The sequence below is a fragment of the uncultured Gemmiger sp. genome, from assembly GCF_934561205.1.
Classification (GTDB): Bacteria; Bacillota; Clostridia; order Oscillospirales; family Ruminococcaceae; genus Gemmiger.
The window spans coordinates 48052-62741 of sequence record NZ_CAKTFU010000002.1; the positions used below are offsets into that span (position 1 = coordinate 48052).

Sequence of the window (14690 nt, forward strand, 5' to 3'; positions counted from 1 at the left end):
AAAATGTCATGCCTTTTTTGGTAAAAAGAAATCGTGTGCCGCTGATTTTGGGAAAAGGCGGCTTTGGCAGACAGCTGGCCGAGTGGTTGCTGGATGAGGGTTGGGGTCGCGCGGAATTTCTGGACGACGCGGCCGCAGACTGTGCAGGTAAGCTGCGGGATTACACAGACCCTGCCCTTTTGCGCAAGGGCCGCCCTGCCTTTGCGGCCATCGGCAACAATGTGCTGCGGGTAGAGCTGCTGCAAAAGCTGGCGGCGGTCGGCTATGCTACGCCGGTTTTCATCAGCCGTGCGGCTTCGGTAAGCCATGAAATCACGCTGGCTCCGGGCTGTGTGGTGCTGCCGCAGGCCTATGTAGGGACAAATGTGCAGGCGGGTATCGGCTGTATCATCAACGGCGGAGCCATTGTCGACCATGATGCCGTGCTGGGAAACGGTGTCCATGTAGCGCCCGGCGGCATTGTAAAGGCCGGTGCCGTTCTGCCCGATTTTACCAAGGTGGAGTCGGGGCAGGTTGTGGTTTCCCCTTGGCAAAAGTGAAAAATCAAAAGGAACCCCGCGCTTTGCAGAGCTTGCAAGCGCGGGGTTCCTTTTTTGGAATCAGATGTGTTTCAGAATTTCGTCGGTGATGGCTGTGCAGCCGACCTTGATGCAGCCGTCCGCCATCATGTCGGCGGTGCGGAACCCTGCGTCCAGGACGGCGTTCACAGCCGCCTCAATGGCATCCGCCTCGGCGGGCATCGAAAAGCTGTACCGCAGCATCATGGCGGCGGACAGGATGCAGGCGATGGGGTTTACGATATCCTGCCCGGCAATGTCGGGCGCCGAGCCGTGGATAGGCTCATACAGCCCGCAGCTGCCCTGCCCCAGGGAGGAGGACGGCACCATGCCGATGCTGCCGGTGATCTCGCTGGCCTCGTCCGAAAGGATATCCCCGAACATATTCTCGGTCACAATGACATCAAACTGCGCGGGATTTTTGCAGATCTGCATCGCGCAGTTGTCCACAAACATCTCGCTGTACTCGACCTCCGGGTATTCGGCTTGCAGGCGGTGCATAACGGCGCGCCACAGGCGGCTGGTATCCAGCACGTTGGCCTTGTCCACACAGGTCAGCTTTTTGTGGCGCTTCATCGCCGTTTCAAAGCCGATGCGCCCGATGCGCTCGATCTCATGCTCGGCGTAGGGCATCGTGTCCACGGCAACCTTCTCGCCGTCCTGCGTGTAGGTCTTATGCTCACCGAAATATACCCCGCCAATCAGTTCCCGCACGACGATAAAATCGATGCCCTTGTCCACGATGCTTTTTTTCAGCGGGGAGGCATCTGCCAGCTGCGGCCAGATGCGGGCGGGGCGGTTGTTGGCATACAGCCCCATGCCGGCGCGCAGCCGCAAAAGCCCTTTTTCGGGGCGCTGCTCGCCGGGCAGCCCCTCCCACTTGGGGCCGCCGATGGCACCCAGCAGCACACTGTCGGCAGCCTTACATTTTTCCAGCTCGGCGGCGGGCAGCGGGTCACCGAACTTGTCGATCGCCTCGCCGCCCATATAGGCGCGGGTGTAGGTGAAGGTGTGACCGTACTTGTCGGCAATTCTGTCCAGCACACGCACCGCCTGTGTTACAATTTCCGGGCTGGCGCAGTCGCCGTAAATCAGGGCAATGTTTTTGTTCATGTGCGTTTCCCTCTCAATCCTTCAGACTGTTCATCAAGCCGCCCTTGGCAATGATCTGCTGGATAAAGGGCGGAAACGGGGCGGCTTGGAACTGCTGCCCGGTGGTTTCGTCAGTGATAAGGCCGGTGTCAAAGTCGATGCGCACGGTGTTGCCCTCGGCAATGGCGTCGCAGGCGGCGGGACATTCCAGAATCGGCAGCCCGATGTTGATGGCGTTGCGGTAGAAAATGCGGGCAAAGCTCTTGGCAATTACGCAGTCGATGCCCGCCGCCTTGATGGCCACGGGGGCATGCTCGCGCGAGGAGCCGCAGCCGAAGTTTTCACCGCCGACCATGATATCCCCCGCTTTTACGCGGTCAACAAAGGTCTTGTCGATATCCTCCATGCAGTGGGCGGCCAGCTCGGCCGAACTTTGGGTGTTTAGGTAGCGTGCGGGAATGATGACGTCGGTGTCAATGTTGTCACCGTACTTAAAAACAGTTCCTTTTGCGTTCATGGCTTATACCTCCCGTGGGTCGGTGATGTAACCGGTCAGGGCGCTGGCGGCGGCAGTGGCGGGGCTGGCCAGGTAGACCTCGGAATCAACGTGTCCCATACGTCCCACAAAGTTGCGGTTGGTGGTGGAAACACAGCGCTCCCCTGCCGCCAAAATGCCCATATAACCGCCCAGGCAGGGCCCGCAGGTCGGGGTGGAAACGATGCAGCCTGCGTCGATAAATGCTTCGGTATAGCCGCGCAGGATGCACTCTTTGTAGACCTCCATCGTGGCGGGAATGATAATGCCGCGCACACCCTTGGCGATCTGTTTGCCTTTCAGGATCTCATAGGCTGCCTGCATATCCTCGATGCGGCCGTTGGTGCAGGAGCCGATGACGATCTGGTCAATTTTGATGTCCTTGCCGTCCTTGGCGGGGTGGGTGTTCTCCGGCAGATGCGGATAGCTGACGGTCGGCTCCAAGGCGGACAGGTCGATGTTAACGGTGCGCTCGTACTCGGCATCGGGGTCGGCTTCGTACTTGACCCACGGGCGCTGACTGCGGCCTTTGAGGTAGGCCTCGGTGATTTCATCCACCGGGAAAATGCCGTTCTTGGCACCGGCCTCAATAGCCATATTGCAGATGCAAAGGCGATCCTCCATCGTCAGGCTCTTGATGCCCTCGCCGGTGAATTCCAGACTTTTGTACAGCGCACCGGACACGCCGATCTCGCCGATGAGGTGCAAAATCACGTCCTTGCCGCAGACCGAGCGTTTCAGCGCACCGACCAATTCGACTTTGATGGCGGCGGGCACCTTGAACCACGCCACGCCCTTTGCCATACCGGCGGCCATATCGGTGGAGCCGACGCCGGTGGAGAAGGCGCCCACGGCACCGTAGGTGCAGGTGTGGCTGTCAGCACCGATGATGCAGTCCCCTGCCGTTACGATGCCTTTCTCGGGCAGCAGGGCGTGTTCTACGCCCATCCTGCCGACATCGTAGAAGTTGAGAATGTCATACTTGTCGGCAAACTCGCGGCACTGCTTGGACTGGGTTGCGCTTTTAATATCCTTGTTGGGCACAAAGTGATCCAGCACAATGTTGACGCGGGTCTTATCAAACACGGCGTCAAAGCCGGCTTTTTCAAATTCGTTGATGGCAACAGGGGTGGTGATGTCGTTGCCCAGTACAATATCCAGCCGCGCGTTGATGAGCTGGCCGGGGTACACGCAGGCCTCACCGCAGTGGGCCGCGAGGATTTTTTGGGTCATTGTCATTGCCATAGGAAAAACCTCCGCTTATCTGTTGTTGATGGCGCTTACCAAGGCGCGGATACCGGCGACGATGATGTCGGTGTGGGTGCCGCAGCCCCATGTTTCCTCACCGGATGCCCACTTCAGCCCCACATAGGAGCAGGCGCGGGAGTCGGTGTCGGAATCCAAGGCGTGTTCGCTGTAATGCACCAGCGTAAAGTGCATACCGGTCTGCTTTTCCAGTGCAGTGGCAACAGCGTCCAGACGACCGTTGCCGGTGGCCGTACATTTGACAGTGTTGCCGCCGCCGGTGATGACGATGTTGGCAGTAATACTGCCGTCCGAATTCTGGATAAAGTGCGCGTCCGGCACGTTGAGAGGGTGGGTGTGGTTGAGATAGTTCTTTTCAAATACCGCCAGCACCTCTTTTACGCTCAGCTCGCGGTGTTCGTGGTCGCTGACCTCTTTGACCTTGTAGCCCAGCGCTTCGCGCATTTTCGGCGGCGGGTTGTAGCCGTAATTCTGCTGCAGCAGGAAGCCGATGCCGCCCTTGCCGCTCTGGGAGTTGATGCGGATCACATCGGCATCGTAGGTACGGCCGATGTCATGCGGGTCAATGGGAATATACGGGCAATCCCAGCGGTGCTGCCCGCGCTCCTTGCGCCAGGTCATGCCCTTGGCGATAGCGTCCTGATGGCTGCCGCTGAACGCCGCAAAGACCAGGCTGCCCGCATAGGGGGTGCGCTCATAGACGTGCATACGGGTCACACGCTCGTAAGTTTCGCAGATGGCGGGCATATCGCTGAAATCCAGGTGGGGGTCCACGCCGTGGCTGTACATATTCATGGCCAGCGTGATGGCGTCAACGTTGCCGGTGCGCTCACCGTTGCCGAACAGGCAGCACTCGATGCGCTGGGCGCCCGCCAGCACGGCAAGCTCGGCATCTGCCACGCCGCAGCCGCGGTCGTTGTGGGGGTGGGTGGACAAAATGACGCTGTCACGATATTTCAGGTGGTTGGAGCACCACTCGATCTGGTTGGCATAAACGTGGGGCATACTCATTTCCACGGTGACCGGCAGGTTGATGATCATCGGGCGGTCGGGCGTGGGCTGCATGATATCCAGCACGGCGTTGCAGACCTCAACGGCATATTCCGGCTCGGTACCGGTAAAGCTCTCGGGGCTGTACTCAAACAGGAAGTTGCCCTCGTACTCCTCGCTCAGCTGCTTGACCAGCTTGGCGCCGTCCACGGCGATCTGCTTGATCTCTTCCTTGCTTTTTTTGAATACCTGCTCGCGCTGCGCCACGCTGGTGGAATTGTAAAAGTGGATGATGGCGCGGGGCGCACCCTTGACTGCCTCAAAGGTCTTGCGGATGATGTGGTCGCGGCACTGGGTCAGCACCTGCACCGTGACGTCCTGCGGGATGCGATGACCGTCAATGAGGGCGCGCAGAAATTCGTACTCGGTCTCGCTGGCGGCAGGAAATCCGACCTCGATCTCCTTGAAGCCGATTTTTACCAGCATATCGTAGAATTCCAGCTTTTCGTCCAGGCTCATGGGGACGATCAGGCTCTGGTTGCCGTCGCGCAGATCCACGCTGCACCATGCGGGGGCTTTTTCAATGTGGTCCTTTTTGCACCACTCATATACATGGCCCGGCTCTACGGGCGGCTGATAATATCCGATGCTGTACTTGGTTGCGTCCATCATAGTAAGATTCCTCCTGTCAAAAGCGCGTTTTACGCCCCCGGGGAAAATAAAAACCCGCCCCCCAAAGGCACTGCCTTTGAGAGACGGGAGCAAATTCTGTTTGCTGTACCCGCGGTACCACTCTCATTGCCGAAAATCGGCCCCTCTGCACGATCAGCCAAAACGGCGAATCGCTCCTGCTTGATAACGGACAGGCACCGTCCGCACCTACTGAAACCTTCGGCACGGCTGCTCCGGGACCAGTTACGCAATATCCGCCGTGCTGCCTTGCACCAAACGGCAGCTCTCTGCAACGGTAGGGGTATTGCCATCTTCCCTTCACGGCATTTCTAACGTTGCAGTTATTGTAACAGAAAATTGATTGTACGTCAACTGTCAAAATGCACAAAGAACGAAAAAAGCGGAAAAATAAACTATGCAAAAATCCCGCCTGCGGCAACGCCGCAGGCGGGATGAGGGTAAACAGAAATCAGCGGTTCTGGGGACCGTTCTTCAGGATAACGTCATGGCTGCCGCCCTCCACAATGGAAGTGGAAGAAACGACGGTCAGACGTGCTTTATCCTGCAATTCGGGGATGGACAGTGCACCGCAGTTGCACATAGTGGAGCGCACCTTGTACAGGGTGGTCTGCACGCCGTCCGCCAAGGGGCCGGCATAAGGAACGTAGGAGTCTACGCCTTCCTCAAAGCTCAGCTTCTGGGCGCCGCCAAGGTCGTAGCGCTGCCAGTTGCGGGCGCGGTTGGAACCCTCGCCCCAGTATTCCTTGACGTAGTTTCCGCCCACGCGCAGCTTGTTCGTGGGGGATTCGTCAAAGCGGGCAAAGTAACGACCCAGCATAACGAAGTCGGCACCCATGGCCAGCGCCAGCGTGATGTGGTAATCCTGCACAATACCGCCGTCGGAGCAGATGGGAATGTAGATGCCGGTTTCCTTGTAGTATTCGTCGCGGGCCTTGGCAACCTCAATGACAGCGGTAGCCTGACCGCGGCCGATGCCCTTGGTCTCGCGGGTGATGCAGATGGAGCCGCCGCCGATGCCGATCTTGATAAAGTCGGCACCTGCCTTGGCCAGGAACAGGAAGCCCTCGCGGTCAACAACGTTGCCGGCACCGACCTTTACCTTGTCGCCGTAGTTCTCACGGATCCAGGCGATGGTGCGGGACTGCCACTCGCTGAAGCCCTCGGAGGAGTCAATGCACAGAACGTCCACACCGGCATCCACCAGGGCGGGAACGCGCTGGGCGTAGTCGCGGGTGTTGATGCCGGCGCCGACCACATAGCTCTTGTTTTCGTCCAGCAGCTCGTTGACGTTCTCCTTGTGGGAGTCGTAATCCTTGCGGAACACCATGTATTCCAGGTGGCCTTCCTCGTCCACCAGGGGCAGAGAGTTGATCTTGTTGTCCCAGATGATGTCGTTGCAGTCATGCAGGCTGGTGGTGGAGGGTGCGGTGACCAGCTTCTCCAGCGGGGTCATGAACTCGGTGACCTTGAGGTCCATCGTCATGCGGGACAGGCGGTAGTCGCGGCTGGCCACAATGCCCAGCAGCTTGCCGTGGGCAGTGCCGTTATCGGTGATGGCAACGGTGGAGTGGCCGGTGCGGGTCTTGATGTCCAGCACATCGCCCAGGGTGGCCTCCGGCGGCAGGTTGGAGTCGGAGGTAACAAAGCCCTTCTTGTAGCTCTTGACACGGCGCACCATGTCGGCCTCCTGCTCGATGGTCTGGGAGCCGTAGATGAAGGAAACACCGCCCTGCTTAGCCAGCGCAATGGCCAGCTTTTCGCCGGAAACAGACTGCATAATGGCAGAAACCATGGGAATGTTCATTTCCAGCGGGCAGGCTTCCTCGCCCTTGCGGTACTTGACCAGCGGGGTTTTCAGGCTGACAGCCGTAGGAACACACTCGGAGGAAGAATATCCGGGGACAAGCAGGTATTCACCAAAAGTACGGGACGGTTCGGAAAAATAATAAGCCATAGTCACACTCTCCTAACTTCCTGTTTGCATCATATATTAGAAAGATTGTACCACAATCACGGACAAAATACAAAGCCTTTTTGCGGAAATCTTTCTTGCACCGTAAAACGGAAACTTGGGCAGATTGCACCAAAATCTTTGCGCAAAGTATGACTTTACCGAAAGCGTGTCGTACATGTCCCGCGGCAGAGAAACCGTCAGCCCGGCTTGCGGAGTTTCTATTATAATAAGGTAAAAAGAAACTCCGCCCTTGAGGGAAGGGCGGAGTTCAAAAGAAAGGAGGAGAAGAACACATGAAAATGTGGAGTTATCGATCACAACAGGTCATATCTAACCTGTGATTAAATTGTAACCCTTTTGTCATTATATGTCAAGACCTTTTTGTAATTTATTTGTAATTTTTTCAGTTTGTTCATATTCTCCTTCTATTGCGATACACCCTGCGGCAAAACGCCGGTCTGGTACGCCTGTACCAGGGCGCAAAGGTCGCGGATCAGCGCCTGCTTGCGCAAGCCCTCGTCGGTGTCGCGCACAAGGATGCGCTGCGGCGCGGTATAGATATACTCGCTCTTGCTGGCGATGTCCTCGTCCTCGTGAATGGCTTTTTCGGCGCTTTCAAAGGGCTGGTGGGTGCGTAAAATCAGCCCGCGGGAGTTGTAAACCAGTGTATACCCCGCAATACCGGTGCGTTGATGGTAAGCGCGGCAGAAACCGCCGTCAATAATGATCAGCCTTCCATCGCCCTTGATGGGGCTTTCCCCCTCAATGGCGCGCACAGGTACATGACCGTTGACGATGTGGCAGCCTGCGCCCACAAGGCCGAATTCCTGCAAAATGCGGGTCGCCGTGTCGGCGTGGGCAATGTGGCGGTAATATGGGTCCTTGATTTCCCGATGCGCGGCGGGGTCGGCAATGTACAGCCGTTCAAAGGTGGTCATAGCGCTGCGCCCGAAAAGCGGCGATTTGGCACCGCACCACAGATACCACAAAAAGTCCTGCCCGGCCAGCCGCGCGGGGCTGCCAAGCGGCGCACTGTAGCCCTGCCGGGCGCGGCGGTCGCAGTAGTCAAACAGCTGCTTGCCGCTGCGCGCCACCCCTTCAAACCGGATAGCGGCAAAGGCACCGTCCTCGGTCATCGGCACGGCACCGTGGTACAGCAGGTTTCCGTTGCAGATTTTGTAAAATGCGCCGTGCGCGTAGAGAAACTGCACATGGCGCTGCAGACGTTCGCTTTCGGCAAAGCTGCGCACCAGCCCGTCCAGAATGTACTGTTCCTCGGCGGTCAGTGCCGTGGGGTCGGCGGGGGTCACGGTCGGAAAATCGCAATCCAGCAGCGGGTAAACCGTGCCGTGGTAGTCCACCGTGCCCGCCGCAAAGTCGATGTGGTTCAAAAAGTCGCGCCCCTGCATGGCAAAGTCCGGGTTGCGGGCAATGACCTGTGCCTCCAATTTCAGCATCATAACGGTCACAGCCTTGTGCATACGGGCGGCAGCGGTCAAATCACCGGATGCCGTGCGCGGGTCAGCGTGGGGCATCCAGCGCGACACGTCGGAATCGGCATAGGTATTCTGGGAAAACCGTTCGAGCCGGCGCAGGCTGATGCCGTAGCCGCCCTCCAGCGTATCCAGGTTGTTGTACGCCAGCGTCGTTTTCAGCACTGTCATAATGCAAAGCGGGCTTCCGGCGGCGGCACCCATCCAGACAACATCGTGGTTGCCCCACTGAATGTCCACCTGATGGTGCGCCATCAGGCTGTCCAGAATACGGTCGGGGCGCGGACCGCGGTCGAACAGATCGCCTACGATATGCAGCCGATCCACAGCCAGCCGCTTGATGACCTCGCAAAAGCGCACAATATAGGCGTCGGCGCGGTCATAGCGCAGGATGCTCTCAATAATTTCGCCGTAATACTGGTCCTTGTCGTGGTCCTCAAAATGTGCGTGCAGCAGCTCATCCAGAATGTAGCCGCAGTTTTGCGGCAGGCAGCGGCGCACATGGTCGCGGGTGTGCTTGCTGGAAACAAACCGACATAAATCGATCAACCGCAGCAGTGTCAGGCGGTACCAGGCGTTCAGGTCCTGCCGATGTGCTTTGAGTTCCGGCAGCTTTTGGTTGGGATAGTAAACCAGCGTCGCCAACTCGGCGCGTTCCTCGGCGGGAACCTCCGCGCCCAGCACGGTGTCGATCTTCTCGCGGATAACGCCCGATGCGCTGTTTAAGATATGTACAAACGCCTCATGTTCACCGTGCAGGTCGCTCATAAAATGCTCGGTGCCCTTGGGCAGACGCAGCAAAGCCTCAATGCGGATGACCTCACTGGCGGCGGCCGCCACGGTCTGATACGTCTGCGAAAGCAGGCGCAGATAGCGCAAATGTTCATCGGAATACTGCACGGGCAAGCTCCTCTCTGTCCTTATGTTTCATCTATAAGGAGTATAGCACATTTTTGGGAAAAACAAAAGGACAAGAAAAAGGCAAATTTCAGGAACCGGGGCTTTGCAGCAGCAGGGTCATGGCGGCACGACCGCCTTCGGCCGTGTTGGAAAGCACGAGCCTGCCGCCGTGGTTTACGGCGGTGCAGCGCACAAAATACAGCCCCAGACCCTGATGCCCGTTGCCGGGGCGGGCGGCGTCGGTGTACAGGAAATCCCCGGCTTTTTGTAGTGCCTCGGCGGTAAAGCCTTCGCCGGAATCCTGCACGGTCAGGCAAAGAAACTCCCCCTGCCGCTGCACGGTCAGCGTAACGCGCCCGCCCGCCGGGCTGTAGCGCACAGCGTTGTCCAACAGGTTTACCACAGCACGGGTCACATCGCTGCGGGCGGCGGTCAGGGTGGCGGGAACGTCCTTTTGCACCAGCGAAAACGCAAGCCCCTTGGCAGCGCACAGGTCACGGGCAGCAGCGGAAAGCTCTGCCAGCCACTCCCCTGCCGCAAAATCCGTCTTGGCGGAGGGCTGGGCGTTCACGGTGCGCAGCGCCGCCAGATACTCCCCGGCGCGGTCGCAGGCACGCAGGATCGCATCGGTCTGCCCGGTCTGTGCAGGGGTCAGCTCGTCCTCGGCGAGAAGCTCGGCATTGCCGCGTATGATGGTCAGCGGCGTTTTTAAATCATGGGTCAGCGCTGCCAGCTGCTCGGTGCGCTGCTGTTCCAGCCGCCACTGGCTGCGCAGACTGTCGGTCAGTTCGCTGCCCATCGTCTGCATGGCGTGCAGCGTGTCGGAAAATTCGCGGATGCGGCAGCTGTCGGCGTCCACGGCATCGGGGCGGTGGGCAGCGATCTGCGCAATGGCGCGGTTCAGCCGGGCGGTGTCGGCAGCCAGCCGCCGCACCGTGCGTGCCGTTGTCAGTGCTGTCCAGCCCAACAGCAGGACGACCAGAAGCAGAATAGAGCTGGTTTGAAAATCCGGCAGCCTGCTGCGCAGCGCTTTGTCGGCGTAGGGCAAGGAATAATCATACGCCAGAATACAAAAGCTGCCGTCCGCCATTTTTACGTCGTATTGGTACTGGGTGGTATATCCCAGGTTGCCGCTGCCGCCGTGGAAGGCGTTCAGGGCAATTTTCAGCTGCCGGGCTGTCATATTGGTTCGCGTCACAGCGTCGTTTTCCACAATTGCCCAGCGGCAAAGGTCGCTGATCTGCGTTTCGTCAAAGGTGTCGGCGGTCATCGTGACCACCGTTTGCCGTGCATCGTAGCAGGCTACGGCGCCGGCATTGGCAGACAGCAAAAACCCGTGGCGGATAAGCGCCATCAGCAGACTCCACCAGATAAGCACCAGCAGGACGCATCCGCCGCCGCAGCACACCAGATACCGCACCAGTACGCGGTACAGGGAGGTCAGCCTTCGTTTTGCCATACATACCCCACTCCCCACACAGTTTTAATGATGCTGTCGGCGTTCGGCAGCCCGGCTGCCCGCAGCTTGGCGCGGATGTTTTTGATGTGCTGGGTCACGGCGGTATCATCGGCACTGCCGTCGTAGCCGAACACCGCTTCGTAAATTTGTTCCTTGCTGAAGGTCTGCCCGGCGTGCAGTGCCAGATACTCGCAGATGGCATACTCTGACTTGGTAAAGGGCAGGGTCTGCCCGCTGACGGCGGCGCTTTTGGCAGCTAAGTCAAACCGCACGCCGCTGCGCTCCAGCGTGTGGGCGGGGGTGCGGCTGCTGCGGCGCAGATGGGCGGCGACTCTGGCGCGCAGCTCTGCCAGGCGGAAGGGCTTGGTCAGGTAATCGTCCGCGCCAAGCCCCAGCCCGGTCAGCACCGAGGGTTCATCGGTGCGGGCGGTCAAAAACAAAATGGGGGCATCGGTATCGGCGCGGATGCGGCGGCACAGGGAAAAGCCGTCCTCGCCGGGCATCATAATATCCAGCAGGATGCAGTCCGCCCAGCGGCAAAGCGGGGCGGTCACGTCAGCGGCACAGGTGCGGGTCTGCACCAAATGCCCATCGCGTTCCAGCGTGGTTTTTATCAGGGCGCAGAGGTCGCGCTCATCATCGACAGCCAGAATGTTCGCCATAATATCCCCTCTTTTTTACAGCATCAGCGTATAGGTCAGGCAGGACAGTGCGTACAAAATATAGACGTGCGCCGGGTAAAAGATATAAAACAGCGGCTTGCATCCCCTGCCGCGCTTGCCGTTGTACAGCAGCATCAGCACAACGGCAAAAATGCTCAGCCACTCATAATACACGGTGAACATCTGCGCAAAGGTAAAGCCCGGCAGGTTGCGCACCTGCAGATAGGGCAAAAGAAAATCGCCCAAGAAGGACATCCCTGCCCACGCCAGCAGGCGCAGCGTTTTGTGGTTGTACAGCGCATATAGCAAAATGCCGCTCAGCAGGAAAAACCACCCGCCGTCCGTGATGGTGGACCACATCGGCAGCACAGCGGTGATGAGATAAGCAAACCACGAGGAACTTGCGGGGGTTTGGGTGATCTGCGGCGCAAATGCTGTCAGGATGCCCGCCACGATAAACGGCCACACGATGGGTCCAAGCACGGCGGCAAGACCAGGCAGCCACTTTTTCTGGCGCAGCCAGTCGATGCCCTGCCAGACAAGGCACAGCCAGAACAATGCCAGAAAGATAGCGTTTTGGGGGTAAAAATCGTCCCCGCGGCGCAGCGCACCTGCGTACATCATAAAAAATTCCACCGTACCCATAGCGGCGCCCAACAGCCAGATGCGCAGGATATAGCGCTTGCGGTCGTGCGTGTGGGCAAAGCCCTCGACCGTGCAGAACAAAAACAGCGGTGCAGCCAGCCGCCCCAGCATACTGAACCAAACGGGTACAAGCCCGGTAAATTCAAAAAAGTAGTGGATGTGATCCAGCAGCATCAACACCAAGGCAATGGTTTTGAGTGCCGTGCCGGAAAGCCCGTTTTGTATACGTTGTTTCATAGAATAAATCCCCTTTCTGTGGTTACAGGAACAGCATAACAGGGATTTATGTAGAAACTCTAAGCAAACAACGAAAAATCAACCGAAAATCATTTCCGCCTCAAAGGCGCTTTTGCCGTCGCGCTCGCCGCTGAAATACCAGCGATTGTCCTCGGTTTGCAGGCAGGACAGGGCAAAGCTCTCCCCGCGGGGAACCTCGCGGTGGTAGAAAATGCGCAGATCGCGCAGCTGCGCGGTGTCCCACACCGACCACGGCAGGGCGTCGCAGATGACGTCCACATAGCGGGTGTTGTTCATATGCCCGTTCATATCGCAATAGCTGTACCCGGCGGTGCGCTGCCCCAGCGAGGTGCAGCTTTCGGGGGCGGGCTTCTGCATTTTTAAAGGCAGCTCAAAGGGAACGTCGGACGCCCAGAAATCCTGAAATTCCGGCGGATGCTTGCGCAGGATGATGCGCTTTTCGGTGTCGATGAGTACCCAGCGGCTGTCAACCACGGCAACCTCCTGCCCGGCGGCGTCCAAAAAGCGGGTGATGCGTTTGTTTACCGCGCGTTTGCAGGCTTCGGGCTGGGTGACGGCGGTCAGCTCCTCGTCCACCTTGGGCGTGCGGGTGACGTGCAGGGCGAGCTTTGCCAGCACAAAGGCGGTGTGGGTGGCGGTGTAGACTTCATCGGTCAGCCCCACGGCTTCGGCGTGGACGGTGGCGATCTGCTGGGCGTAGCGCAGCAAGGCACCGGGCTTGACAAGACCGCGGTGGTCCCCATCGTGACGATATACGGTGAATTTTTGGGTGTAGGTGGTCATAGGCTGCGGCATACAAAATCCCCCTTGCCAAATTGTGAATCTTGACAAAAGTATACCACAAGGCGCTGCAAAATGCAAAGCGGATGTTGAAATACAGGGCGTCTTTACAAAATGTTCAAAAAATAAGTGCTTTTGGGTCAAATACGGTTGACAAACATTTCCCATCCTTTATAATAAATGTGTATGTGTGCATCTGGGGGCAAATATCTCTGCCTTGACACATTGGTGTTGTATGTGCTGCTGCAGCGGATCTTCCGTGTAACAAACCTTTGCGGGGCGGCATAATAGGCACTGACCCGCCGGGCGCCCTTTGCAGGGGTTCGGCTGGAAATTCCGCAAAGGGGGATGCAGTAAAAATGAATGAAAATTGTATCGTATCGCTGAAAGACATTGTTGTAGAGTTTGACGGGCAAAAGGTCCTTGACGGGCTTTCGCTGGATATTCACGACAAAGAGTTTGTTACCTTTCTGGGACCTTCCGGGTGCGGAAAAACAACGACTCTGCGTGTGATTGCCGGTTTTGTTACGCCGAAATCCGGCAATGTCTTTTTTGATGGCAAGGATATTGCCGACCTGCCGCCGTACAAGCGTCCGGTGAATACGGTGTTCCAGAAATACGCCTTGTTCCCGCATTTGAATGTGTTTGAGAACGTGGCGTTCGGTCTGCGGCTGAAAAAGCTGCCGGAGGAGGAGATCCGCCCCAAGGTGCTGGAAATGCTGGAGATCGTAGGTCTGAAGGGCTACGAGCGCCGCAGCATCCACCAGCTTTCGGGCGGTCAGCAGCAGCGTGTTGCGATTGCCCGCAGTCTGGTCAACCAGCCCCGCGTGCTGCTGCTGGACGAGCCTTTGGGCGCGCTGGATTTAAAGCTGCGCAAGGAAATGCAGCTGGAGCTTAAGCGCCTGCAGCGTGAGATGAACATTACCTTTGTGTATGTTACCCACGATCAGGAGGAAGCGCTGACCATGTCCGACACCGTTGTGGTTATGTCCGGCGGCAACATCCAGCAGATCGGCTCGCCGCAGGATATCTACAACGAACCGCAAAATGCCTTTGTGGCGCAGTTTATCGGGGATTCCAACATCGTGGACGGCGTGATGCTCAAGGACTTTTTGGTCAACTTCGGCGGGCATGACTTTACCTGCGTGGACCGCGGCTTTAAAATCAACGAGCCGGTCAAGGTCGTTATCCGCCCCGAGGACGTACAGATCGTACCGCCGAGCATCGGTATGCTGACGGGTCTTGTGCGCGAGGTCATCTTTAAAGGCGTTCACTTTGAGATGCACGTTGACGTCGAAGGGTACGAGTGGCTGATCCACTCCACCCAAGCGAGTGTGCCGGGCGAGCTGATCGGTATGAACATCGGACCCGACGAAATTCATATTATGAAGCGCTCGGAGGTGTAA

Annotated in this window: 12 protein-coding genes and 1 other annotated feature; of the genes, 2 read left to right on the forward strand and 10 right to left on the reverse strand. The window is 58.0% G+C overall.

The window, feature by feature from the left end; all coding sequences use genetic code 11:
• Positions 1-8: 8 nt before the first annotated feature.
• A complete protein-coding gene (locus Q0I19_RS01670; RefSeq protein WP_294758584.1) occupies positions 9-539 on the forward strand; it encodes a hypothetical protein in 531 nt (176 codons plus the stop codon).
• A 60-nt stretch (positions 540-599) separates the two neighbouring features.
• On the opposite strand, the gene leuB is transcribed toward Q0I19_RS01670, so the two are convergent.
• From leuB to Q0I19_RS01720, 10 genes are all read right to left on the reverse strand, one after another.
• Positions 600-1670 (reverse strand): 3-isopropylmalate dehydrogenase, encoded by a 1071-nt coding sequence (gene leuB / locus Q0I19_RS01675; protein ID WP_294758582.1) that lies wholly within the window; start codon positions 1668-1670, stop codon positions 600-602.
• 13 nt (positions 1671-1683) lie between these two features.
• Positions 1684-2166 carry a 3-isopropylmalate dehydratase small subunit gene (leuD, locus tag Q0I19_RS01680; protein WP_294758580.1) on the reverse strand — a complete coding sequence of 161 codons (483 nt, stop codon included), beginning with the start codon at positions 2164-2166 and terminating at the stop codon, positions 1684-1686.
• Between the two features lie 3 nt (positions 2167-2169).
• A complete protein-coding gene (gene leuC, locus Q0I19_RS01685; RefSeq protein WP_294758578.1) occupies positions 2170-3429 on the reverse strand; it encodes a 3-isopropylmalate dehydratase large subunit in 1260 nt (419 codons plus the stop codon).
• A gap of 15 nt (positions 3430-3444) precedes the next feature.
• The gene (locus tag Q0I19_RS01690) at positions 3445-5112 is read right to left on the reverse strand and encodes a 2-isopropylmalate synthase (protein WP_294758577.1); all 1668 of its coding nucleotides are present in this window, start codon (positions 5110-5112) and stop codon (positions 3445-3447) included.
• Positions 5113-5188: 76 nt separating this feature from the next.
• Positions 5189-5443, reverse strand: a binding site (T-box leader).
• 138 nt (positions 5444-5581) lie between these two features.
• Positions 5582-7087, reverse strand: coding sequence for an IMP dehydrogenase (locus Q0I19_RS01695; protein WP_294758575.1), 1506 nt, complete (start codon positions 7085-7087; stop codon positions 5582-5584).
• 425 nt (positions 7088-7512) lie between these two features.
• A complete protein-coding gene (locus Q0I19_RS01700) occupies positions 7513-9480 on the reverse strand; it encodes a fructose-1,6-bisphosphatase (RefSeq protein WP_294758573.1) in 1968 nt (655 codons plus the stop codon).
• An 88-nt stretch (positions 9481-9568) separates the two neighbouring features.
• Positions 9569-10939 carry a HAMP domain-containing sensor histidine kinase gene (locus tag Q0I19_RS01705; protein ID WP_294758572.1) on the reverse strand — a complete coding sequence of 457 codons (1371 nt, stop codon included), beginning with the start codon at positions 10937-10939 and terminating at the stop codon, positions 9569-9571.
• Positions 10921-11601 (reverse strand): response regulator transcription factor, encoded by a 681-nt coding sequence (locus tag Q0I19_RS01710; protein ID WP_294758571.1) that lies wholly within the window; start codon positions 11599-11601, stop codon positions 10921-10923. The genes Q0I19_RS01705 and Q0I19_RS01710 overlap by 19 nt, the downstream gene beginning before the upstream one ends.
• 15 nt (positions 11602-11616) lie before the next feature.
• A complete protein-coding gene (locus tag Q0I19_RS01715) occupies positions 11617-12483 on the reverse strand; it encodes a TraX family protein (protein ID WP_294758569.1) in 867 nt (288 codons plus the stop codon).
• Between the two features lie 78 nt (positions 12484-12561).
• Positions 12562-13299 (reverse strand): acyl-ACP thioesterase domain-containing protein, encoded by a 738-nt coding sequence (locus tag Q0I19_RS01720; RefSeq protein WP_294758567.1) that lies wholly within the window; start codon positions 13297-13299, stop codon positions 12562-12564.
• Between the two features lie 344 nt (positions 13300-13643).
• Here Q0I19_RS01720 and potA point away from each other — a divergent pair, with 344 nt between their 5' ends.
• On the forward strand, positions 13644-14690 hold the full coding sequence (gene potA / locus Q0I19_RS01725) for a spermidine/putrescine ABC transporter ATP-binding protein (RefSeq protein ID WP_294758565.1): 1047 nt from the start codon (positions 13644-13646) through the stop codon (positions 14688-14690).